The organism is Sandaracinobacter neustonicus (genome assembly GCF_006385875.1).
Lineage (GTDB): Bacteria > Pseudomonadota > Alphaproteobacteria > Sphingomonadales > Sphingomonadaceae > Sandaracinobacteroides > Sandaracinobacteroides neustonicus.
This window is the reverse complement of record NZ_VFSU01000011.1, coordinates 225,246-246,208: the sequence shown is the minus strand read 5'-3', so window position 1 is coordinate 246,208 and position 20,963 is coordinate 225,246. Positions and strand designations below refer to the sequence as shown.

General features: G+C 63.2%; 22 protein-coding genes, 1 tRNA gene and 1 riboswitch. Of the genes, 5 read left to right on the top strand and 18 right to left on the bottom strand.

Going from position 1 to position 20,963, the window contains the following annotated elements:
* The first annotated feature begins 59 nt into the window (after window positions 1-59).
* Window positions 60-1,166, top strand: coding sequence for a TrbI/VirB10 family protein (locus tag FJQ54_RS02730; RefSeq protein ID WP_207790352.1), 1,107 nt, complete (start codon window positions 60-62; stop codon window positions 1,164-1,166).
* A gap of 1 nt (window position 1,167) precedes the next feature.
* Window positions 1,168-1,407: a DUF2274 domain-containing protein gene (locus FJQ54_RS02725; protein WP_084140360.1), complete on the top strand. Its 240-nt coding sequence runs from the start codon at window positions 1,168-1,170 to the stop codon at window positions 1,405-1,407.
* Here the strand turns inward: FJQ54_RS02725 and FJQ54_RS02720 are convergent.
* From FJQ54_RS02720 to FJQ54_RS02670, 12 genes are all read right to left on the bottom strand, one after another.
* Window positions 1,340-2,323, bottom strand: a complete 984-nt coding sequence (locus tag FJQ54_RS02720; protein ID WP_039246130.1) for a LysR family transcriptional regulator — start codon at window positions 2,321-2,323, stop codon at window positions 1,340-1,342. The two genes, FJQ54_RS02725 and FJQ54_RS02720, sit on opposite strands and share 68 nt — an antisense overlap.
* Before the next feature lie 27 nt (window positions 2,324-2,350).
* Window positions 2,351-2,746, bottom strand: coding sequence for a monovalent cation/H(+) antiporter subunit G (gene mnhG / locus FJQ54_RS02715; protein ID WP_205618580.1), 396 nt, complete (start codon window positions 2,744-2,746; stop codon window positions 2,351-2,353).
* On the bottom strand, window positions 2,743-3,036 hold the full coding sequence (locus tag FJQ54_RS02710) for a monovalent cation/H+ antiporter complex subunit F (RefSeq protein WP_052247720.1): 294 nt from the start codon (window positions 3,034-3,036) through the stop codon (window positions 2,743-2,745). The genes mnhG and FJQ54_RS02710 overlap by 4 nt, the downstream gene beginning before the upstream one ends.
* Window positions 3,033-3,374 (bottom strand): Na+/H+ antiporter subunit E, encoded by a 342-nt coding sequence (locus FJQ54_RS02705; RefSeq protein WP_039246132.1) that lies wholly within the window; start codon window positions 3,372-3,374, stop codon window positions 3,033-3,035. Before FJQ54_RS02705 ends, FJQ54_RS02710 begins: the two co-directional genes overlap by 4 nt.
* Window positions 3,371-4,378 carry a proton-conducting transporter transmembrane domain-containing protein gene (locus FJQ54_RS02700; RefSeq protein ID WP_207790342.1) on the bottom strand — a complete coding sequence of 336 codons (1,008 nt, stop codon included), beginning with the start codon at window positions 4,376-4,378 and terminating at the stop codon, window positions 3,371-3,373. The genes FJQ54_RS02705 and FJQ54_RS02700 overlap by 4 nt, the downstream gene beginning before the upstream one ends.
* Window positions 4,372-4,881 (bottom strand): hypothetical protein, encoded by a 510-nt coding sequence (locus FJQ54_RS17600; RefSeq protein ID WP_207790341.1) that lies wholly within the window; start codon window positions 4,879-4,881, stop codon window positions 4,372-4,374. Before FJQ54_RS17600 ends, FJQ54_RS02700 begins: the two co-directional genes overlap by 7 nt.
* The gene (locus tag FJQ54_RS02695) at window positions 4,878-5,258 is read right to left on the bottom strand and encodes an NADH-quinone oxidoreductase subunit K (RefSeq protein WP_039246135.1); all 381 of its coding nucleotides are present in this window, start codon (window positions 5,256-5,258) and stop codon (window positions 4,878-4,880) included. The genes FJQ54_RS17600 and FJQ54_RS02695 overlap by 4 nt, the downstream gene beginning before the upstream one ends.
* Window positions 5,255-5,662 carry an MnhB domain-containing protein gene (locus FJQ54_RS02690; protein WP_039246136.1) on the bottom strand — a complete coding sequence of 136 codons (408 nt, stop codon included), beginning with the start codon at window positions 5,660-5,662 and terminating at the stop codon, window positions 5,255-5,257. Before FJQ54_RS02690 ends, FJQ54_RS02695 begins: the two co-directional genes overlap by 4 nt.
* A gap of 2 nt (window positions 5,663-5,664) precedes the next feature.
* Window positions 5,665-7,977, bottom strand: a complete 2,313-nt coding sequence (gene mbhE, locus FJQ54_RS02685; RefSeq protein WP_205618581.1) for a hydrogen gas-evolving membrane-bound hydrogenase subunit E — start codon at window positions 7,975-7,977, stop codon at window positions 5,665-5,667.
* The gene (locus tag FJQ54_RS02680; protein WP_181159950.1) at window positions 7,968-9,122 is read right to left on the bottom strand and encodes a M20/M25/M40 family metallo-hydrolase; all 1,155 of its coding nucleotides are present in this window, start codon (window positions 9,120-9,122) and stop codon (window positions 7,968-7,970) included. The genes mbhE and FJQ54_RS02680 overlap by 10 nt, the downstream gene beginning before the upstream one ends.
* A gap of 228 nt (window positions 9,123-9,350) precedes the next feature.
* The gene (katA, locus tag FJQ54_RS02675) at window positions 9,351-10,856 is read right to left on the bottom strand and encodes a catalase KatA (RefSeq protein ID WP_140926851.1); all 1,506 of its coding nucleotides are present in this window, start codon (window positions 10,854-10,856) and stop codon (window positions 9,351-9,353) included.
* A gap of 311 nt (window positions 10,857-11,167) precedes the next feature.
* Window positions 11,168-12,523: an IS1380-like element ISPme1 family transposase gene (locus FJQ54_RS02670; protein WP_011997539.1), complete on the bottom strand. Its 1,356-nt coding sequence runs from the start codon at window positions 12,521-12,523 to the stop codon at window positions 11,168-11,170.
* A gap of 109 nt (window positions 12,524-12,632) precedes the next feature.
* Here FJQ54_RS02670 and FJQ54_RS02665 point away from each other — a divergent pair, with 109 nt between their 5' ends.
* Window positions 12,633-13,490 carry a LysR substrate-binding domain-containing protein gene (locus tag FJQ54_RS02665; protein ID WP_084140400.1) on the top strand — a complete coding sequence of 286 codons (858 nt, stop codon included), beginning with the start codon at window positions 12,633-12,635 and terminating at the stop codon, window positions 13,488-13,490.
* 157 nt (window positions 13,491-13,647) lie between these two features.
* Window positions 13,648-13,709: riboswitch (Fluoride riboswitch) on the top strand.
* A gap of 26 nt (window positions 13,710-13,735) precedes the next feature.
* Window positions 13,736-14,125, top strand: coding sequence for a fluoride efflux transporter CrcB (crcB, locus tag FJQ54_RS02660; RefSeq protein ID WP_039247165.1), 390 nt, complete (start codon window positions 13,736-13,738; stop codon window positions 14,123-14,125).
* Between the two features lie 28 nt (window positions 14,126-14,153).
* On the opposite strand, the gene FJQ54_RS02655 is transcribed toward crcB, so the two are convergent.
* Both FJQ54_RS02655 and FJQ54_RS02650 read right to left on the bottom strand, forming a co-directional pair.
* A tRNA-Arg gene (locus tag FJQ54_RS02655) sits at window positions 14,154-14,230 on the bottom strand.
* A gap of 338 nt (window positions 14,231-14,568) precedes the next feature.
* The gene (locus FJQ54_RS02650) at window positions 14,569-15,087 is read right to left on the bottom strand and encodes a L,D-transpeptidase family protein (protein ID WP_140926849.1); all 519 of its coding nucleotides are present in this window, start codon (window positions 15,085-15,087) and stop codon (window positions 14,569-14,571) included.
* Window positions 15,088-15,158: 71 nt separating this feature from the next.
* Here FJQ54_RS02650 and FJQ54_RS02645 point away from each other — a divergent pair, with 71 nt between their 5' ends.
* Complete coding sequence (locus FJQ54_RS02645; RefSeq protein ID WP_140926847.1) at window positions 15,159-17,213, top strand: patatin-like phospholipase family protein; 2,055 nt, start codon at window positions 15,159-15,161, stop codon at window positions 17,211-17,213.
* Here FJQ54_RS02645 and FJQ54_RS02640 read toward each other — a convergent pair.
* The 4 genes from FJQ54_RS02640 to FJQ54_RS02625 form a co-directional block, all read right to left on the bottom strand.
* Entirely contained in the window at window positions 17,210-18,283 is a 1,074-nt protein-coding gene (locus FJQ54_RS02640) for a GTP cyclohydrolase II (protein WP_235890289.1), read from the bottom strand. The two genes, FJQ54_RS02645 and FJQ54_RS02640, sit on opposite strands and share 4 nt — an antisense overlap.
* Window positions 18,280-19,068: an exodeoxyribonuclease III gene (locus FJQ54_RS02635; RefSeq protein ID WP_140926845.1), complete on the bottom strand. Its 789-nt coding sequence runs from the start codon at window positions 19,066-19,068 to the stop codon at window positions 18,280-18,282. The genes FJQ54_RS02640 and FJQ54_RS02635 overlap by 4 nt, the downstream gene beginning before the upstream one ends.
* A gap of 578 nt (window positions 19,069-19,646) precedes the next feature.
* The gene (locus FJQ54_RS02630; protein WP_140926843.1) at window positions 19,647-20,270 is read right to left on the bottom strand and encodes a LolA family protein; all 624 of its coding nucleotides are present in this window, start codon (window positions 20,268-20,270) and stop codon (window positions 19,647-19,649) included.
* Entirely contained in the window at window positions 20,267-20,959 is a 693-nt protein-coding gene (locus FJQ54_RS02625) for an HAD-IA family hydrolase (RefSeq protein WP_140926841.1), read from the bottom strand. Before FJQ54_RS02625 ends, FJQ54_RS02630 begins: the two co-directional genes overlap by 4 nt.
* Between the last annotated feature and the right edge of the window lie 4 nt (window positions 20,960-20,963).

Genomic DNA, 20,963 nt, shown 5'->3' with positions numbered 1-20,963 from the left:
ACAATGAAACGAATAGGGACGAAGCGCTGACAGGAGCGACCGCTGAATCGGCTGAACCCATGCGCCTACGCGCTGAACCGCCACGCATAACTCGTCTCTCCCGCAAGGTGCTCGCGACCGCCGGACTTATCGTCAGCGTCGGCATCGGCGGTGCCCTGATCTATGCGTTGCAGACGCGCGACGCTGGCGACAGCGATCGGGAACTTTACTCGACCGAGAACCGTCCGACTGCCGACGGCCTCGCAGGCCTTCCGCGGGATTATTCTGGCCCTGTTCTCGGTCCGCCGCTCCCTGGCGATCTCGGCCGCCCGATCCTCGATGCGCAAAATCGTGGTCAACCCGTCGTTCCCCCGCCCGTGGCGTCGCCCCAACCCGATCCGGAGGAACAACGTCGACTGGCGGAAATGGAAGCGGCGCGCATCAGCCGAGTCTTTTTTCAAACCGGGCCTGGAGCTACCACCGCGCCTGCGGAAACGGCGACGCTTGGTATGCCTAGTCTCGAAATGCCTGGCGCAGCACGAACGGCTCAGGAACGTCAGCTCGCATTCCTGAATGGTCCGGTCGATCGCCGCACCGTATCGGCCGATCGTGTAGTGGCTCCCGCCTCTCCCTACGTTCTTCAGGCCGGTGCCGTCATCCCCGCCGCACTGATCACGGGCATACGCTCCGATCTGCCCGGACAGATTACCGCGCAGGTGACGGAAAATATCTACGATAGCCCTACCGGTCGCGTGCTCATCGTGCCCCAGGGGACACGAATTATCGGGGAATACAGCAACGACGTCGGCTTTGGGCAACGCCGTGTTCTTCTCGTCTGGAACAGGCTGATCCTTCCGAACGGCCGTTCGATCGTTTTGGAGAGGCAACCGGGCGCCGATACCCAAGGGTATGCCGGCCTCCAGGATGGCGTCGACTATCACTGGTGGGATCTAGCGAAAGCCGTAGGCCTCTCGACCTTGCTGGCCGTCGGCTCGCAACGTGCCGTTAGCGATGAAGACCGCCTGATCCGCGCGATCCGCGATGGGGCGCAAGACACGATCAATGATGCAGGCCAGCAAATTATTCGGCGTCAACTGCAGATCGCGCCCACGTTGACGATCCGCCCCGGTTATCCCGTCCGGGTCATCGTCACACGCGACTTAGTACTCGAACCTTACAGAGGCTGATATGGCGAAGTTGAAATTGGGAGCGATTGTCGAAGAAAAGCCCGTAAAGACGACCGTGGAACTCCCGGCCACTCTTCACCGCGATCTTCTTGCCTATGCTGACGCTCTCGGGCAGGAGACTGGCCGGAATATCAGCGATCCCATGAAGTTAATCGTGCCCATGCTGGAGCGTTTCATTGCAACCGATCGGGGATTCGCGAGGCTGCGGCGCTCGGTTCAATCGTCTCGCTCGGCAGAGTGAGCGAGTTTGCTCCGTGCAATCTTGCCATAGACATAGCAAGATCCAGCAGTCGACGTAGGGCGGGATTTTCGTTCTTGTCCGACCAAACGGCGCCAAAGGGCAGAATCTCTCCGGCGATGGGGCGATACAAGATGTTTGGAAAAGCCGCAGCGGTCATGGCCTCACTGACTATGGTGATGCCGCAGTTTAGCGCGACCAACGACAACAGGTTTTCCCTGCCGACGCGCTGTGTCCTGATTGACGGGTGATGACCGAATGCCGCGAGGCTTTGGATCAGATAGTCATGGATTTCCTGGCCGGGTGCCATGTCGTTGATGATAAACATTTCCTCAGCGAGCTGCTCCCATCGGACCTCCGCCTCTTCGGCCAGGAAATGACTCGTCGGGAGAACTGCGAAAACTCGCTCTGACCACAGCCGCGCTGATTGACAACCTGACCAAGTCCGCTCGCCGGTGACGAACGCGACGTCGATGCGAAGCTGGCGAATGGCTGCAACATGCTCGGCTGGATTGTCATCAATCAGATCGAGCTGGACCTTCGGATGACCGTCGGCATATCGCTGCAGTAACTCCGCTAGAAAGCCCGAGGCAATCGAGGAGTAGATGCCGATCTTGACACGGCCATGCTCTGAGCGACCGATAGAGGCGATATCGTGCAACCCCTCACCGACATTCCGCAAAATCTGCCGGGCACGGCGAAGAAATTGCTGACCGGCGAACGTGAGGGTAACCCCACCGCTATGACGGTGGAATAGCGCCGCTCCGAGATGATATTCCAGATCGCGAATACGACGGCTGAGAGCAGATTGCTGAATGCCTATGCTCGCACCAGCTTTTCGAAAGCTGCCATACTCGGCGGCAGCCACGAAGTAGCGGAGATGGCGAAGCTCGATGGCGTGGATTGACACCTTCGCCATGGCTAAGTCACACCGTAAACCTGATCATCATGAATCGGGCTGCGCCAAGTGGGTCGATTGTGCCTCATCGCCCCGCCGCTTCGCTATGCGCTGAAGAACCCCAGTTAAGGCATGTTCTGAGGCGAGGCCCTGAAGTGGTGCCCCCGAAGTGTACGCAGCTCGACCGAGTAAATGCCCAGCAACGGGTGCGGTAAACAGCAGAAACGCGATTGCCAGCAGGCCGATGACGATGGTTTCCATGTCCGACGCATTGGCAAGCGAACCCAGGATCACCAGGCCCGCGCCTATCGTGCCTGCTTTGGTGGCGGCGTGCATACGCTGCAAAACATCCTTGAAGCGCAGCACACCCAAAGCAGCGGCGAACAGGAAAACGACGCCTGCGAGCTTCAGCACGATCCCGACCATGGCGAGGATAAGAGTCATGATTTGCCGCCTCCCTTGTGCTCCAAAAACGCCGCAAGAGCGCAGGTGCCTACAAACCCGAAGATCGCCAAACCAAGCGCCACGTCGAGAAACTCGCGACGCCCGGTGGCGGCCATGGTCAATGCGCCCATGGCAACAGCGAGGCCCGTAAGCATATCAAGCGCGACAAAGCGGTCGGCATAGCTCGGCCCTCGCAGCATCCGCAGCAAGGTCATCGTCAAAGGGACGAGCAGGACGACGAGCAGGCCCGCCGCGATTTGAGAAAGAAGAAGGTCGAGATTCGCGATCATGCTTCAATCTCCGCTATGCGCCGCTCGAACGTGTCCTTGATATCGGCCACGATCTCGTCGACCACTGGCGCGTCGAGGCAATGGACGTAGAGAATCTTGCGATCATCGCTGACATGAAGGGAGGTCGTGCCCGGCGTCAGCGACACGAGATTGGCAAGCATCGCGATACCGAAATCGGTTCTAAGGCCGATCGGGACAGCGATGATTGCGGGTGTGTTCCGCTGCTCGACGGCGAAGGCCGCTCTCGCCACGGCCCAAGACGACTTGGCCAGCTCGCGTAGAAAGACGAGCGCCAGAAGTGCGACGAGCCACCACCGCCTGATGATGCGCCCTATCATGGCAGTTCTCCCGTGGTGCCGGCAAAGGTGGCCCGGACATACGCGCTCCGATCCAGAAGGCTTTCTCCTGTCGCAAGGGCATAGTTCACCAAAGGCTCGGGTTGCAGGCCGATCCAGACAGTGATCGCGCCAAGGGTCGCGATGGACACCAGCATGACGGCAGGCACCGGTCGGGGCCTGGTGCGGCCCAACGGTGCGGGCTTCCAGAACGCTTCGATCCAGATTTTGCTCATGGAGAAGATCGTCAGCAGGCCGACGAACAGCCCAACGGCCGCCAGCCAGCCGGCGCCAGCCTGAAAGGAGGCGTCGATGACCATGACCTTGGCCCAAAATCCCGACAGGGGCGGGATGCCGGCGAGGGACAAGGCAGGAATTGAGAACAGCAGGGCCAGCATCGGATGGCTCGCCATCAGGCCGCCCGACTTGCGCAGGTCGAAGGTTCCGCTGGCGCGATAGATGGCTCCGGCGATCAGGAACAGATTGGCCTTAACGATGATGTGATGGACGATGTAGAAGGCCGCACCGCCCAGCGCGGCCGGGGTTCCAAGCGCAAGGCCGAGCAGCATGTAGCCAATCTGGCTGATGATGTGGAATGAGAGGATGCGGCGAACGTCCCACTGCACGGCGGCACCGAACACCCCGAACAGCATGGTGCCGGCCGCCATGATCGCCATCACGTCCCGCATGGCCTCGCCGCCTTCGAAGAACAGCGAGAAAATGCGGAAGGTCGCGTAAACGCCCACCTTGGTCAGCAGGCCCGCGAAGATCGCGGCTACCGTCATCGAGGCCGTGTGATAGGAGCCGGGAAGCCAGAAGAAGAGCGGGAAGTAGCCCGCCTTGATGCCGAAGCCGACGAGGAACAGGGCGGCGGCCAGGGCTAGCGCGTTATTGTCCTGCGTCTGACCAAGGACAACGGACAGGTCCGCCATGTTGAGCGTTCCCGTAACCCCGTAAACGATGGCGATGGCCAGCAGGAACAGCAATGTGCTGAAGAGGTTCAGCACCGCATATTTGATCGTGCCATCCAGTTGCGCGCGGGTCCGGTCGATGACCAGCAGGCCATCGCCGTGATGAGCATGATCTCGAACCAGACATAGAGATTGAAGAGATCTCCGGTGAGGAATGCGCCGTTGATCGAGGCGAGCATGCCGAGCATGAGGGGATGGAACCCCGAGCGCTCCTGACGGCCCCGAATATCGGCGCGACCGAACAGCATGACCGCAGCGGCGAGCAACGCCGTCACCATCACCATGGCCGTTCCAAGTCGATCGGCGACGAAGCTGATGCCGAAGGGGGGAGCCCAGCCCCCGAAGGTCAACGCGATCTGCCCATCGGAGAGGACGCGGTTGAGCAGGAGCAGAGCGGCCGCCAGCATCGCCGCCAATGCGGCGGCCGTGACGATACGCTGTGCGGCCGGCGATGACCAAAACAGCATCGCAAGCATCGCGCCGGTGAGCGGCACGACAATCGGCCAGAGGATGACATTTGACGTGATGAACCCGATCATTGGCTCTTGCCCTCCTCATAGGGCGAGCCCAGCGCTTCCGCCTGGTTCAGCTTCCGACTGTCCAGCGTTCCAATGGTTCGAAAGGTCTGGAGCGCCAGCGCCACAGCAAAGGCGACCAGCGAAAAGCCGATGACGATGGCCGTCAGCACCAGCGCTTGGGGCAGCGGATTGGCGGCCCCGGCAGAAAGGACCGTCTCTCCGGACGGGATCACGGGGGGCGGATTAGGGCCGATCCTGCCCGAGAGGAAGAGGACGAGGTTGACCGAGGCCGAGATCAGGATCACGCCATACACGATGCGCATGACGTGCCGGGACAGCAGGAGGTAAACACCGCAAGCCATGATGGCGGCGAAGCCGGCGGAATAGATCAGGTTCATGGCGCATCCTCGTAGAGGCGGAAGACAAGGGACAGCATCCCGCCCAACACGACGAGATAGACGCCGAGGTCGAACACCATGGTCGTGCCGAGCTTGAATCCGTTGTCGAAGATGAGCCATTGATGCGCGAGAAACCCCCCGCCCGCGACAAAGCCCGGGATGCCGCTGACGATGGTCAGCAGCCCTCCAAGACCGAGCAGGACGACAGGTTGTGCGACGAGACGACGGCGGGCGGCGGCGACGCCATCGGCAAGCGCCACGACACCGATCGCCATGGCGGCGACCAGGCCGCCGACGAAGCCGCCTCCGGGCTGGTCGTGGCCTCGCAGAAGGATCAGCACCGAGACGGCCAGCATGATCCAGAAGAACGCCCTGGCCATGGCGGAGAAGATCACCGAGCGCATGGTCAGCTCCCCTTTCCGGCACGGCGGCGCTTGAGCAGCGCCCAAACCGCAAGGGTGGCGAAGGCCACAACGGCAACCTCCCCGACGGTATCGAAGGCGCGGTAATCAACGATGATGACGTTGACGACGTTGTGCCCCCGCGCTTCGAGATAGCTGGTCGCGCCATAGAAATCGGACAGGCGGGTGTCGAACGGCTGGGCCGTCATGGTTGCAAGGCCGCCGAAGACGAGGAAGCCAAAGATAGTTGCAATGCCCGCATCGATCCGGCTTTCCCTTGGCGATCGCGTTTTGGGCGCATCGGTCGGCAAGCGCACGAGAACGGCCATCAGCACGACCAGCACAAGGGTCTCGACCGCGAATTGGGTGAGCGCCAGATCGGGTGCTCCGTTGGCGAGAAAGAGCAGCGCCGAGCCGTAGCCGACAATGCCGATGCCGACGAGCCCCGTGACCAGAGAGGTCGATCTAATGGCTACGACACATCCTACTATCGCCAGAATCAGGATGATGGCCGGAAACGGGAGGATTTCCCCGCCGCTCCACGTCAGGTTCAGCGGTCCCCCTGTCACAAGGGCATAACCGGCCACGATCAGCAGCGACGATGCCACGGTTAGGGTGTATCGCCGTTGATCCCCGTTCTGGAGCCATCGGGTTGTGGCGCGTGCTGTCCCCAGCACCCTATCTACAACCCGATAATAGGCCCGGTCGGCATCGATTTTCTGGACGAGCCTCATCTGACCAATGGCGCGATGAAACTCATTCCACTTCCACATCAGCGCGATACCGAGGATCACCACGGCAGCGCTCAGACCCAGCATCGGGGTCAGGCCGTGCCATAGCGAAAATGAAACCTGGACAGGTGAACCGCGCAGGGCACCGGCCGCAGGAGCGATCAGGTTGTCCACGATCAGGTGCGGTGCGATGCCGAATACGACGCCGAGGATAGCCAGCAGCATCGGCCCGATCAGAAGGCCGGGCGTCTCCCCATGATGCACATGCTCGATCTTGCCGCGCCCCCGGAAGAAGGGGCGAAGCGACACCGCACCGGCGACGGCAACCATGACGCCGTTGACCAGCACGGCGACGATCACGGCGATCGCGCTCCAACTGCTCTGGAGCTGCGCTTCAAACAGGTATTCCTTGGCGATGAAGCCCACAAAGGGCGGCAGTCCGGCCATGGACAGACTTGCCAGAACCGCCGCTGCCGCCGTGAACGGCAGATGCTTGGCGAGACCGCCGAGCTTGCGCAACTCGGTGATGTGAGTGGCGTGGATAGCTGTGCCCGCGCAGAAGAACAGCGCCGCCTTGTAGAGGGCGTGGGATAGAATGAAGCCGATGACCGCTACGGACGACACAGGACCATCGAGGCCGATCAGCATCACCAGAATACCGAGCGAGGCCACGGTCGATTGCGCCAGAATGGCCTTATAGCCAGTCGCGCGGATCGCGTTGAAGGCCGCTATCGACATGGTGAGCAGGCCGAAGGTGACGAGGATCACCCCGTAGGCCGGGACGCCGGCAAAGATGCCGTCGAAGCGGGCAAGCAGATAGACGCCCAGCTTCACCATGGTCGCAGAGTGCAGATAGGCCGAGGCCGGCGTCGGTGCGGCCATGGCCTTCGGGAGCCAGAAGTGAAAGGGAAACTGCGCCGACTTGGTGAATGTCCCGATCAGAAGCAGGACGATCACGGCCGGCAGCAACGGGCTTGCGACAAGTTCCGGCGCCCGGGCGGTGATGGCGGCCAACGAAAATGAGCCAAGCTCCATGCCGATGAGCAGGATCGCGCCGAGCAGCGCCAGCCCGCCGCCACAGGTAATGAGCAGCGACTGCAACGCGGCGCGGCGGGCCTCCGTCTTCGCGGTCTCGAAGCCGATCAGCATGAAGGAGGTCAGGCTTGTCGCTTCCCAGAACACGAACATGACAATGAGGTTGTCCGACAGCACCGTCCCGAGCATCGCTGTCATAAACAGATGGATCAGGAAGACGAAGCGGGCGCGCTCGCGTGCATCGGCCTCAGAAAAATAGCTCGTGGCATAGATCGTCACGAGCGAGCCGATGCCGGTAATCAGGAGAGCGAACAGAAGCGAAAATCCGTCCAGCCTGAAAGCCAGGTCGATTCCCAAAGAGGGCACCCATGCGGCCGTATCGGTGACGACCCCGCCGGAGGCCACCGGCTCAATGTGAAAGATGAAGCAGGCAAAAAGGGCGATAGGTAGAAGTGCAGCGACGTGCTTCAGACCGGATGAAACGTGCCGCCCCACCCGCCATGCAGCAACGGAACCCAAAGCTGATAGTAGAAGAATGGAGATCAGGGACACGCAGACTCGTTTCGTTTTGGTGACGCGTTTGGCAGCGCCTCGTTGCCGAGGCGGGTTGCCTGCTCAACACGCATGGGCTGGCGCTCATCGGGCAGAACCTGCGAGCGAGCCCCAAGAACCACAAATTGCGACCAAAGGAAAATCGAAAGCTCCTTGGCATCTAATAGAGATCGTCTATAAAGCGAATCCGCCGTCTGCTCCAGCGGCACGAACTCGCCCTTGATCGTGAGCGTGCCCGACGCCCCCGGGATGTCCGGCGTCTCGACGATGGCGCGGATCGCCTCGACGGTGTCGTCGCGCTGCGAGGCGGTCCGATAGCGCAGATCGATCTCGCACCAGGCCGAGGGCGCGATGGTGTTCACCGTCTGGCCACCACCCACCAGCCCGACATTCACCGTGATGCCGGCATCGAGGTCGGTCAGCCCCTGCAGGCGGGCGATCTTCTGGCCGAGTTCGACGATGGCCGAGATGCCCTTCTCGTAATTCGCGCCGGAATGGGCCGCCTTGCCGGCGAAGTCGGCGCGCAGGAACACGCCGCCCTTGCGCCCGCTGGTGATCGACTGGCGCCGGTCGGCGGTGAAATCCGTGCCCGCCGGCAGGCGGCTAGGCTCGGCGTTGAAGACGCAGCGGGATTCGCGCGCGGCCTCCTCGATCACCGGACGCGAGGATGGCGAGGCGATCTCCTCGTCGCTCGTCGTCAGCATGGTCAACGGCGCGGCGAGCCCGTCATTCGCAGCGAAGGCAGCAGCGACGAAAGCCTCGATGACGAGCCCCGCCTTCATGTCCGCGACGCCCGGCCCGTAGGCACGCGCACCCTCGATCCTGAACGGCCGGCGCGTCGGCTCGCCTTCGGGGAAGACGGTATCGCGATGGCCGAGCAGCAGGACCGGGCGCTGGTCGTTCGCGGCGGGGTTGGCGAGGCGCGCCTTCACCGCGTCGCCATAGCGCGCATCGGGAATGATCTCGACGGAGAGCCCGTTCGCCTCGTGGAAGCGCGCGAGAACCTGCCCTGCCCTGTCGACGCCCGCCTTGTCGTAGGAGCCCGAATCCGTATCGACCAGCTCGCGCAGCAGGTCGATCATCTCGTCCTTCCGCTCGCCCAGCCAGGCGATGATGCGGGCTTCGTCTTGCGTCAGGTCGGTCATGAGGCAGGCTTTCGTGGTGGCAGATTGGCGAGGGTGCCAGTGCATATCGTCGGTCGGGCGATCGGAGCGAGCCCCGTCATTCTCGGGCAGAGCGAGGCGCGGACCCGAAAATCTCTCGTGGGCGATGCTCGGGTCAAGTCCGGGCATGACGCGCGCCTCATGGCCGGCCCATAAAAAAGGGCCGCGGCGTCAGCCACGGCCCTCTCCATTCCAATCATGGTCGCGACGTTACTCCGCCGCGTGCTGCGGCGTGTTCTCGGTCACCGAGATCGCGGGACGCTCGCGCCCATCCGACTTGGCGAGCGCGCGGCGCACGCCATTGCCGTATTCGGAATGGATCTTGTCGAAATGGGCGAGCTGGCGCTCCTCGATCGCCTGCGGGATGCCGCCCATCGCAGCGGCGATGTTGGAGAACAGGCGCTCCTTCTGGGCGGGGTCGAACAGGTTGAACAGCGCGCGCGGCTGCGAGTAGTCGTCATTGCCGATGCGATGGTTGTAGCGATCCGCATCGCCCGAAATCTTCAGCGGCGGCTCCTTGGCGGAAGGCTGCTCGACCGGTCCGCCGAAGGAGTTCGGCTCGTAATAGGCGTCCGGGCTGCCGGTCTTGATGCCGCCATACGTGTTCATCTGCCCGTCACGGTGATAGTGGTGCACCGGGCATTTCGGCTGGTTGACCGGAATGGTCTCGTAATGCGTGCCGAGCCGGTGGCGATGGGCATCCGCATAGGAGAAGATGCGGGCCTGCAGCATCTTGTCGGGCGAGAACCCGATGCCGGGCACGATGTTCGACGGCGAGAACGCGGCGTTCTCGATCTCGGCGAAGTAATTGTCCGGATTGCGGTTGAGCTCCATCACGCCGATGTCGATCGGCGGATAGTCCGCATGCGGCCAGACCTTGGTCAGGTCGAAGGGATTGTAGGAGGTCTTCTCCGCATCCAGCTCCGGCATGATCTGGACCTGGACCTTCCATTTCGGGAACTCGCCGCGATCGATCGTGCCGTAGAGCTCTTCCTGATAGCTCTCGCGCGTCCGGCCGATGACCTGCTCTGCCTGCTCGTTGGTGTAGTGCTTGTGACCCTGCACGGTCTTGAAGTGGAATTTCACCCAGTAGCGCTCGCCCTGGTCGTTCCAGAACGAATAGGTGTGCGAACCGTAGCCGTTCATGAACATCGGGGCGACCGGCAGGCCGCGATCCGACATCAGGATCGTGACCTGATGCAGGCTCTCCGGCGAGAGAGACCAGAAGTCCCACATCGCCGTCGGCGAGCGCATGTTGGTCTTCGGATGGCGCTTCTGGGTGTGGATGAAGTCGGGGAATTTCACCGGATCGCGCACGAAGAACACCGGCGTGTTGTTGCCGACGAGATCCCAGTTGCCTTCAGGCGTATAGAACTTGATCGCGAAGCCGCGCACGTCGCGCTCGGCATCGGCCGCGCCCATCTCGCCAGCCACGGTCGAGAAACGCAGGATCAGCGGCGTCTCCGCGCCCGGCTGCAGCGCCTTGGCCTTGGTGTATTTCGAGATGTCGCCGGTGATCTTCAGCGTGCCATGCGCGCCCCACCCCTTGGCATGGACGACACGCTCGGGAATGCGCTCGCGGTTCTGGTGGGCGAGCTTCTCGAGCAGCTGATAATCCTGCAGCAGGACCGGGCCGCGCTCGCCGGCGGTGATCGAATTCTGGTTGTCGGGAACCGGCGCGCCCGCGCTCGTCGTCATGGTCGGGTTCTTGGTCATGCTCGTCCTCCACTGCATGCGGCTCCGCAGCGACGGAACCCAGATTCGAATTGGAGGAACTAACACGCCAATATGACGATGATGTCCAATCCGACATTCCCCAAGTGGCCCGCCGCTTGACTTCAAGATCGCCTGATTTTGCTCGCTGGGCAAGCGTTTTTCGCCCCGAGCGGTGTCTGTCGTCGCGCAAACGGCCGAAGTCGGGTGGATCAAGCCTCGAACCCGCAGCATTCTGGCCCGGCAGAGCCGCTTTTCCGCGCGGCAGACGGACCTGTCCTGCCGCTTTCGTTCAGCTTGGGCATGGATCGTGGTCATGCGCATGACGGAGGCGTTCGAAGACGGCGGATGGCGGCAAGGACGGCCCGCACCATCGGGCCGGTGACGGCGACCTCGGCCAACTGGAAGGTAATGGCGCGGGCGTGGCGGACGACGCGGGCGCCGATCTTGATCAGCTTGAGTTGCAGGCTGGTCAACGACCAGTCCGCCATGGCCTCGGGCAGTTCGATGCAGCGCAGGAAGGTTGCCAGGTTGTAGGCCAGCGCGTGCAGTTGCAGCCGCACCTCGTTGTGCCGGAACTTCCGGCATGACAGCCGCGTCCAGCGAAAGGCATATTTGCCTTCCTTGATGTGCTGCTCTGCGGTGCCGCGCTGGTTGTAGAACCTCACCACCCAGTCTGGCTCCATCGGCAGGTTGGTGACGATGAAGCCGACTTTGGGGAACAGCTCGCCCGGATGCCATTCGATCTTGGCGATGACGCGGCGCGGCTTGTCCCAGGACGCCGCCTGATACTCGAAGTCCTCGAAGAACCGTTTGACCTTGGTCAGCGAAGGCCGTCCCACGGGCCGTGTCAGCCGATGCGCGATCTTCTCGCGCAAGACGGCGTTGGCGGGCAGACGGATGGCGTAGAAGAACCTGGCTTCTTCCAGCCGCATATAGATCGCGGGGATCGCGTAGGCAGCGTCGGCCCGGAAGAAGCGTCCACCAAGGTCGCGGCCAGCATATCGGGCAATGACGGGATCAAGGACATCCCGCCAGCCATCGGCGCTGTGGACATTGCCGTTACGCAGGGCGCAGCGCTCCAGCATGCCAAACTGGTTGAACAAGAAGATGGGGTGATAGCAGGTGCAGTCGAAATGCCCGTTCCAGGCAGTACCTTCCTGATCGCCGTGGGTGGGGCTGACCGAGCTGTCCATGTCCAGCACGATGTATTTCAACCCGTTGCGGTCATGAAACCGGTCGATCCATTGGCCGTTCAGATCGGCCAGCGCCGCCCGGTTCGCGGCCAGAGCCAGCGTCTCGGTCTCGAACCGTCCCATCTGCGATGCCGAAGCAGCTTGCGCCTCGACGGCCCTGCCGCCAACGACCTGACGCATCACGGGATCGAGGGCCAAGCGGTCGGCATCGTTCACATCCTCGTATCCGGCCAGTCGTCCGAACACCGATTGCCGGAACAATCCGTCAAGCCGATGGAGCGTGTTCTTCCCGGTGCGGCTGTCTCGCAGCGCCTCCGACGCCAGATTGGACAGGCCGAGCACGTCATCAAGCTCGCGCATCACCAGCAGGCCACCGTCTGAACTGATCTGCGCACCACGGAACTCCAGACGCACACGGCGGTCGAAATCAACCCGATCTCCCCGCGCCAAGCCCGCACCCTCCAGGTGATCCATGAAACGCGCCCCTCGCAGCCGTCAACGCCATGATTTATATGCGAAATATCACGATTACGACAGCGAAATCAGCGACTTACTTGGAGAATGTGGGCTATAAGTATGTCTCATGCCAAGCGTTCAACAATTGCGATACCTCATCGCCGTAGCCGACCATGGAAATTTCAGCCGCGCAGCGGACGCGTGCAACGTGACGCAGCCCACGTTGAGCATGCAGCTCAAGGAGATGGAGAACCGGCTAGGGGTCCAGCTTGTAGAGCGCACGCGGACCAAAGTGTTAATGACACCCGTCGGTTCGGAGATCGCGCGACGCGCGAGAAGCGTTGTTGCCGAAGTCGAGGACATTCGGGAAATCGCCCGCCACGATGAAGCGGACGTGCCGCGTGGCCCGTTGCGATTAGGTGTGGTCCAGACCGTAGGAGGCTATGTGCTTTCGCTCGCTGTGCCACAGCTTCGGGAGTCTTACCCCGATTTACGCATCATGGTCAGGGAGGATCGGCTCGAAAATCTGCCGGGCAAATTATCCGATGGTGCTCACGATGTGCTGCTGCTTCCCGAAAGACTGGACGATCCCGAGTTCACCAGCGTCGTCTTGCTGTGTGAGCCCCTGCACCTTGTCGTTCAGGCCGATCATCGCCTGGCCGCATTCGACACCGTTGATCCGAAGAATCTGGCAGGCGAAACGATTCTGAGTATGGAACGGGGGCACCGAATTCACGATCAGATCGCCCGGCTTTGCGATAAGGTCGGCGCAGCCCATGCTACGGACTACGCGGGCACGACGCTGGACACGCTCAGGCTCATGGTGACTTGCGGTATGGGAATATCTCTTCTGCCGGCTCTCTATGTGCGGTCAGACGTCCAGCGGGAGACGCAGGTGGTATCGCGACCGCTCTCAATCGGCGCGCCGGTCAGGGAGTTGACCATGGTCTGGCGGACGGCTTCGCCACGCCACAAGGCGTATTAGAAAATCGCCAAGACGATTTCCAACAGCATCGCGCCTTGGGGTTTGGCGGATTGAGTTTATGACCACCCCGGCTGGAGTCCGCATCCTCGAAGTGAAACTGGCGCACAACGCGGCGTGAGTGGTGCCACCTGTTGTCGCCTGCCTCTCGCACTGATATTTTCTCAAAGGGAATGGTGTCTCCCTTATAACCGCGCTGGTGCTGATGACGCCTGCTTTCGCGCCGTTGGGCGCTAAGGGAGGCATGCGTGGGTTTTCTTCTCGTCTTCATAGGATCTGGTATCGGGGGCATGGCTCGTCACGGCGTCAGCCTACTGGCGCTCAAATGTTTCGGCACGAGCTTTCCCTTTGGCACGCTTGCCATCAATATTACCGGATCTTTCCTAGTAGGAATGGTCGTCGAGTATTGGGCCATCAAGACTGGGCTTCCGCAGCCTGCGCGCCTGTTCCTGACAACAGGCGTCATCGGTGGATTCACAACCTTCTCGACGTTCTCTCTGGAAACAGCGCTGCTATGGGAGCGGGGGCAGCCGATCTACGCTGCTATCTATGTGGCGGCGTCGGTTGCGCTATCTACCGGAGCATTATTCGCCGGGCTCAGGCTGGTCCGCTTCCTCGCTGGAAGGGTCGCTCTCTAAGCGCCGTAGTAAATTGTCTGTACCGAAATGGCGCACCCATCAGGATTCGAACCTGAGACCTCACCCTTCGGAGGGGTGCGCTCTATCCAGCTGAGCTATGGGTGCATCGGTATTCAGATAGGGCTCGTGACCGATCAGGGTCAATCGAGAATCCAGCAATCGAACGAATGCAAACGGGGTGGCCAAAAATCCGCTGCCGATTGTCGCCGTTCGTACTCCATATCCTCCTTCAATTTGCTTCCGCAGTGCTTCCGCGACCACGGAAGCAGTTTTCCTGCTTCCTTCGAGTTCCGCCAATCGCTTGGTTTCCCTCGATTTTCTTTGCCTTCACCCACAGCGCGCTTGACTTAGCTTTGCCTTCGGAGGGCAACGCTCTATCCAGCTGAGCTACGGGTGCTTGCGCGGACGGGGCTGATGCGGCGGGCGGGCTGCAAAGTCAAGGTTCAACCGATGTCCAACGCAGTCTGCGGCGACAATAATGGCAGCAATGACTGAAGCTCGCCCGCCTCCATCGCGATGCACCCCTCTGTTGGCCGCCAGTCCGGCTGGGCGACGTGCCAGAAGACCGCGCTGCCCGCGCCTGCAATCACCGGGTGTCGATTGTGCGACAGGATGACGATCAGGTCATAGGCATGATCGTCGCGCCAGAGCCGTTCGGCAGAGGCCGGATAGGGGTGGCTGACGGGGCTGTTATAGGCCGGGTCTGCGGAATCATCGCACCAGCCGTCCCATGGGCGCAGCCAGCGCCATGGCAGGGTTGTCTGCGGTGCGGGCATCCGGTCTGGCCGCACCAGCAACCCTTCCACCTGCCAGCGGCCCAGCGGGGTTGCGCCATCGCCTTCCCGCTTCTCTGCGGCGGGCTTTGCCCCGCCCTTGCCGATGGCGATTCTGAATTCCCGCCAGCCAGCGCGCAGCGTTCGGGCGGAGGTGTCGACTTCCACGGTTTTGATTGCGCTTTGCATACCCTCCCTTGCGCGGCTTCGGCGCTTGCTGCAACAGGTGCGCCGGGGCCGAAGCAGAGGGGGAATTCGGCATGGCCGCCGAGCATCTGAGCCGTTTCGTCAACCTGTCCGATCCATCGGCAGAGGGGTATCCCACCGACATCGGCCGCTTTGGAGGGCCGGTGGCGGGCAGCGTCCCCGATCCCGTGCGCTATCCCGTGAAGGATGGCGGAACGGTGGAACTGCCCTGTTTCGAGATCGGGCTGGTGCTGGCAGGTGCCGTTTCGGCGGGCGCTTATTCCGCAGGCGTGCTCGATTACCTATGGGAAGCGCTGGACGATTGGGAGGCCGCGAAAGAGGCCGACGCGTGGGAACATGGCGACGCGTTCGAGAAGTGGCGCGTGCCGCCCCACGCGCTGCGCATCCGCGTAGTGGCGGGGGCGTCTGCGGGCAGTGTCTGTTCCGCGCTGATCGCAGTGGCGGCGCAGCGGCGGTTCCTGCCGGTGCGGGCGACAGAGGCGAACGTCGGCGGCCCGGATGCGAACCGGGCCGACAACCCCTTCTACGATTTGTGGGTGAACCGGCTGGATATCCGGGGGATGCTGGAAACCGGCGACATCGGCGCGGATACCAGCTTCATGACGCTGCGCTCCTTGTTGAACAGCGGCGTGGTGCGGGCGGCGGCGGATTCGGTGCTGGCCGCCGCGCCCGGCACGCCGGATGGCCGGGCGTTCCCGAAGCTGCGCCGTTATGTGGCCGATCCGCTGCCCGTGGCCTTGAGCGTGGCGAATCTGAACGGGGTGCCGTTTCGCTATCGCTTCGAAGGGCTGGAGGGCGCGCGTTTCGCCACCATCCGCCATGCCGACGTGATGCGCTTTCTGGTGCATGCCGATACCAAGCCACAGCCCGAGGCGGAGCGGCCCGGCGGATTCCGCATCGTGGAGGGTGTGCCCACCAGCGATCCCGCGCAGAATCCCAACGCCCTGCAATGGGTGGCGCTGGCCAATGCCGCGCTGGCAAGCGGAGCCTTCCCCGTGGCCTTCGCGCCCATCGAGTTGCGCAAATCGGCGGATGATTACCGTTTCGACCTGCGCATCCGGGGCGACACGGAGGTGGCGGATGGCTCGAAATGGGCGCAACCGGCGACACTGTGCGCGGGGTTCTCTACCGTGGACGGCAGCATCGACCACCAGTTCGACACCGCCGACGGCGGCACCATGAACAACCAGCCCTTCCAATATGCCCGCAGCATCCTGACCGGGCCGCTGGGCGAACTGGATGGCAATGGCCCCACCGCGCGCAAGGCGATGGTGATCATCGATCCCTTCCCCGCCGACGAGAAAGAGCAGCCCGCCGGGATGGACATTCCGCCGCGTGCGCCGCTGGGCGTGGTGGGGGCCGCTGCCAAGCTGCTGCGGGCATGGATCAATCAGGCGCGTTACGACGCCAATGATCTGGCGCTCGCCGCCGATGGCGATACTTACAGCCGATTCATGCTCTCTCCGCTGCGCGGACGGCGCACGCCGGATGGCGGGCGCGGCACCACGGCATTGGGGCAGGCGGCGATTGCCAGCGGAGCGATGGGGGGGTTTTCCGGCTTCCTCTCGCGCGGCTATCGCCACCATGATTTCCTGCTGGGGCGGCGCAATGCGGAAAATTTCCTGCGCAATTACTTCGCCTTGCCCGAGGAGAACAGCCTGTTCCATCAGGGCTGGTGGGATGCGCAAACCGATGCCGCAAAGGCGCAGCATCTGACGCTGACGGCAGAGGCCGGCTCGCCGGGCGAGCGGCTGATCGTGCCACCGCTGCGGGCGATGGAGGTGCGGCCGATGGTGGCCACGGATCGCCGCCGCACGCTGGAAAATGAAGATCAGCGCAAGGCCTTTGTGCGCGAAGCGCTGCTGGAGCTATCCCCGCTGTGGCCCGGCGAAGCGCAGCCGCGTTTCAACCCGGATTCGCTGGTGCATCTGATTGAGGGCCGGGCCGAAGCGCTGGCGGATGTGGCGGTGAAAAGCTTCGCACCCAAGCTGCCGAAATTGCTGCGGCTGCTCGCCCGCCGCTGGGTCGCCAACCGGCTGGGTGCGCCCTCTGCGAACGGCTTGCGCGAGGCGCTGAAGGCGCATGGGTTGTTCGATCCCTACGCCTAGAGCCGGTGCCCCTGCCGGTCGCGCTTGGTTTCGAGATAACGGCTGTTGTGCGGGTTTTCGCCGAAGCTGTGCGGCACCAGTTGCTCGACCGTGATGCCCTGTTCGGCAAGCGCCTGCGCCTTGGCCGGGTTGTTCGACAGCAGGCGGATTTGCTGCACGTCCAGCATGTACAGCATAGCGGCGGCGAGGTCGAAATCGCGTTCGTCTTCACCGAAACCCAGCCGCAGGTTGGCGTCCACCGTGTCGAAGCCCTGATCCTGCAATTGATAGGCGCGCAACTTGTTCAGCAGGCCGATCCCCCTGCCCTCTTGCTGCAAATACAACAGGATGCCTCCGGTTTCTGCGATGCGGGAGACGGCGGCGCGAAGCTGCGGGCCGCAATCGCATTTCAGGCTGCCCAGAACATCCCCCGTCAGGCAGGCGGAGTGCAGGCGGACGAGCGGCGTGCCCTCTGCTTGCCCGATCAGCAACGCCAGATGCTCTGGCCCGCCGTCTGTCGGGCGGAAGGCGACAACCTGTGTGTCCTCCGCGCCGTCCAGCGGCAGACGGGCGCGGCTGATGATCTTCAGGCGCGGTGCGCGCCGCCAGTTCAGCGCGGCAGCGGCATCTGCCTGTGCCCGGTTCGGAGCGCTGGATTCGGCAGGCGTGGCGAACAGCGCGGGCAGCAACGCGGCGCGCTTCGCCAGCGCGATTCCCGCCGCACCCGCGCGGTGCAACGCACCCAGCGGCCGGGTGGGGAACGGCCCCTTGAACGGCTTGGACAGGTCATCGACCGGGTCCGCCGTCGCAAGGCTGGTGACAAGATCATGCCATGAGCGGCGCGTGATCGCGATCACATCAGCTCCTGCCGCCGTGCGCTGGTTCAGCATGTTCAGGGTCGCGGCGCGCTCGGGCGTGATCAGCAGGTCGGCCGGGCCGCCCTGCTCCAGCTCGCCCAGCCGTTCGGCTGTCGCCAGTTCGGCTGCCAGCAGGTCCAACCCCTGTTCGCCGTCTGTCACCCGGATAATCTCACCGCGCCTGAGGTCGTCCACGGCGCGCGCCAGCGCCAGATCAGAGGCGGGATCGATCAAAGATCGAACTCGGCCACCAGCGGCACATGGTCAGACGGACGCTCCCAGCTGCGCGCGGGCACCAGCGTGTGCAGCGCCGTCGCAGTGCTGGCGATATCCGGCGACGCCCACACATGATCCAGCCTGCGGCCCCTGTTCGAGGCCTGCCAGTCAGACGCGCGATAGCTCCACCATGTATAAAGCCGTTCGGGCACCGGCACGAAGCGGCGGCCCAGATCGACCCAATTGTGGCTTTCGCGCAGGTTCGTCAGCGCCTCAACCTCCACCGGCGTGTGGCTGACAACATCCAGCAACGCCTTGTGATTCCAGACATCTTCCGGGTGCGGGGCGATGTTGAAATCGCCCAGAATGATGGACGATTCGCCCAGCGCCCCGGACCAGTCCGTCATGCGGGAAAGGAAATCCAGCTTCTGCCCGAACTTCGGATTCAGGGCACGATCCGGGATATCGCCCCCCGCCGGCACATAGACATTGTGCAGCACCACGCCAGACGGCAGCCGCACGGCGATGTGCCGAGCTTCGCCATTGGCCTGCCAGTCATAGCGATACACAGGTTCCAGCGGCAGCTTCGACAGGATGGCGACGCCATGGTGCATCCGCTGCCCCGCGAGGTTGAAATGGCGGAAGCCCAAGGCCTCCATCGCCGCGCGCGGGAAGGCGTTGTCTTCGCACTTGGTTTCCTGAAGGCACAGGATGTCGATATCATGATCCGCCACCAACTGCTGGATCAGGTGCGGGCGGGCGCGGATGCTGTTGATGTTCCACGAGGCGATGCGAAGAGACATGATGCGCGCATAGATAGGCCGGGCGGCGACGTCACGCCAGAAAAGCGCGAGGGCGCGCGAATCGCTTGTGTGAAACTCGGCGGAGGCCGGAGCGGCTGAGGCCCCCCCAGGCAGGTGCCAACGCGCTCCTTCCTCCCACTCCTCTCCACCCGCTCAGGCTGAGCCTGTCGAAGCCCGTGGAACAGGCCCACCGGCCCAACCGTTGCGCTTCCACGTCCGGGGCTTCGACAGGCTCAGCCTGAGCGGGTGGAGAGGGGGCAGGACAGGTTGGCCGGGTGAGGCAAAGTGCCAAGCAAGCGACGCCTGTTCGCAAAGGATGCAATCGCAAATAAATTGGCCCCCGCTCCGGGGGCATGGAGCGAGGGCCGTTTATGCGTTCGTCACGCAATCAGCGGACTTTCAAGGCCGGGCAACAGGGGGCAAATCCCGGCTTCGCGTCTCGCTGACATCCAGACATTTAGCAGAGGGTTTCTTGCCTCAGCCTGAACAGAACTCTTTTCTGCCCAGACCATCACTTTGTCAAACAGGATTCACGCAATCCAGGCCAAAATGGGCGCTGTTTTACCCTAAATACTGTATCAGCCCGCACGCCCCGGCGGTTTCGTCACCGGGCGCGGATCGCGGAAGCTGAAGTTCGAATCAGCGATGGGGGCGTTGAAGCGCATGTTGCGAAGCTCCACCGTGGTCAGATTCCCCTGCGCGTCCGTCACGCGCCAGCCTGTCAGGCGCAAGCCCCCCGGCGCGGCCGAATCGGGCGCGAGGAAGAACAGGATGCGGCCGATATCCGGCCGCTTCGCATCCTGCGCCAGCACGCCCACTGTGCCCGGCATGGGATTGTCCGCCGCGGGCACGATCTTCGCCACCTTCGCCAGATCGGCGTTCGGATCCAGCAACACGCCCAGCGGTGTCTGCCGCACCGGCCATTGCGAGACCTGCCGCACCTTATAATCCACGAAGCTCAGCCGCGAACCATCCGCCACCACCAGATAGCTGGCCTCCGGCCCATAGTCGAAGCGCACGCGCCCCGGCCGCTTCAGCAACATGGTGCCGCGCGCCTGACGGCCATCGGTCGCCGTCTGCACGAAATCGGCCGACACGGTCTGCGTCGCGGCCAGTGCCTTTTGCACGTCGGCAAGCGACGGCGCGCCCGCCGCCGGGGCGGCGATCAGCGCGATCACCGCAAGTGGAGCAACATATCTCATGCGCGGTCAGCTGCCTGCCGGGCCGTGAACTGCCCTTGAATGGCGCTGATTGCAGGCTCCAGCTCGTTGAAATGGTGGATAAGTTGATCCGCCCCCAGCGTGGCGACGGGTTCCGTGGAATAGCCGAATGACACCAGCACCAGCGGCACCAGCGCGGCCAAAGCCGTGTCCGCGTCTGTCCGGCTGTCCCCCACGAAAATCGCCCGCTGCCCCCCGGCGGCGGCCAGCGTGTCCGTCAAATGGCGTGGGTCCGGCTTGCGATAGGGCCGCGAATCGGCCCCCAGCAGGGCGCGGAAACGCCCTTGCCAACCCAGCGCCTCCACCAGTTGCTCCGCCAGCGCGACCGGCTTGTTGGTGCAGATGGCGAGGCGCAGCCCCTGCGCCTCCAGCCCGCTCAGCGCCTGCTCCACCCCATCGAACGGGCGGCTGTGCACCGCGATATTCGCGCCATAATAGTCGAGGAAGGGCTGAACGCCCGCCTCCACCAGGTCCGGGGAAACCTCCCCGGTGGCGGCCAGCCCGCGCTCCAGCAACTTGCGCGCACCATGGCCCACCATGGCGCGCACGCCCGCCGGATCGATGGCGCGGCGGCCCAGCACGCCCAGCGCATGGTTCAGGCTGGCGGTCAGGTCGTCGGCGCTGTCCACAAGGGTGCCGTCGAGATCGAAGACGATGGTATCGGCCTGCATACGC

Bases quoted from the DNA above. Each gene is read 5' to 3' on its own strand.
- FJQ54_RS02730 (WP_207790352.1), top strand. From the start codon at position 60: ATGCGCCTACGCGCTGAACCGCCACGCATAACTCGTCTCTCCCGCAAG.
- FJQ54_RS02725 (WP_084140360.1), top strand. From the start codon at position 1,168: ATGGCGAAGTTGAAATTGGGAGCGATTGTCGAAGAAAAGCCCGTAAAG.
- FJQ54_RS02720 (WP_039246130.1), bottom strand. From the start codon at position 2,323: ATGGCGAAGGTGTCAATCCACGCCATCGAGCTTCGCCATCTCCGCTAC.
- mnhG (WP_205618580.1), bottom strand. From the start codon at position 2,746: ATGACTCTTATCCTCGCCATGGTCGGGATCGTGCTGAAGCTCGCAGGC.
- FJQ54_RS02710 (WP_052247720.1), bottom strand. From the start codon at position 3,036: ATGATCGCGAATCTCGACCTTCTTCTTTCTCAAATCGCGGCGGGCCTG.
- FJQ54_RS02705 (WP_039246132.1), bottom strand. From the start codon at position 3,374: ATGATAGGGCGCATCATCAGGCGGTGGTGGCTCGTCGCACTTCTGGCG.
- FJQ54_RS17600 (WP_207790341.1), bottom strand. From the start codon at position 4,881: ATGATCGGGTTCATCACGTCAAATGTCATCCTCTGGCCGATTGTCGTG.
- FJQ54_RS02695 (WP_039246135.1), bottom strand. From the start codon at position 5,258: ATGAACCTGATCTATTCCGCCGGCTTCGCCGCCATCATGGCTTGCGGT.
- FJQ54_RS02690 (WP_039246136.1), bottom strand. From the start codon at position 5,662: ATGCGCTCGGTGATCTTCTCCGCCATGGCCAGGGCGTTCTTCTGGATC.
- FJQ54_RS02680 (WP_181159950.1), bottom strand. From the start codon at position 9,122: ATGACCGACCTGACGCAAGACGAAGCCCGCATCATCGCCTGGCTGGGC.
- katA (WP_140926851.1), bottom strand. From the start codon at position 10,856: ATGACCAAGAACCCGACCATGACGACGAGCGCGGGCGCGCCGGTTCCC.
- FJQ54_RS02670 (WP_011997539.1), bottom strand. From the start codon at position 12,523: ATGGATCACCTGGAGGGTGCGGGCTTGGCGCGGGGAGATCGGGTTGAT.
- FJQ54_RS02665 (WP_084140400.1), top strand. From the start codon at position 12,633: ATGCCAAGCGTTCAACAATTGCGATACCTCATCGCCGTAGCCGACCAT.
- FJQ54_RS02650 (WP_140926849.1), bottom strand. From the start codon at position 15,087: ATGCAAAGCGCAATCAAAACCGTGGAAGTCGACACCTCCGCCCGAACG.
- FJQ54_RS02645 (WP_140926847.1), top strand. From the start codon at position 15,159: ATGGCCGCCGAGCATCTGAGCCGTTTCGTCAACCTGTCCGATCCATCG.
- FJQ54_RS02635 (WP_140926845.1), bottom strand. From the start codon at position 19,068: ATGTCTCTTCGCATCGCCTCGTGGAACATCAACAGCATCCGCGCCCGC.
- FJQ54_RS02630 (WP_140926843.1), bottom strand. From the start codon at position 20,270: ATGAGATATGTTGCTCCACTTGCGGTGATCGCGCTGATCGCCGCCCCG.
- FJQ54_RS02625 (WP_140926841.1), bottom strand. From the start codon at position 20,959: ATGCAGGCCGATACCATCGTCTTCGATCTCGACGGCACCCTTGTGGAC.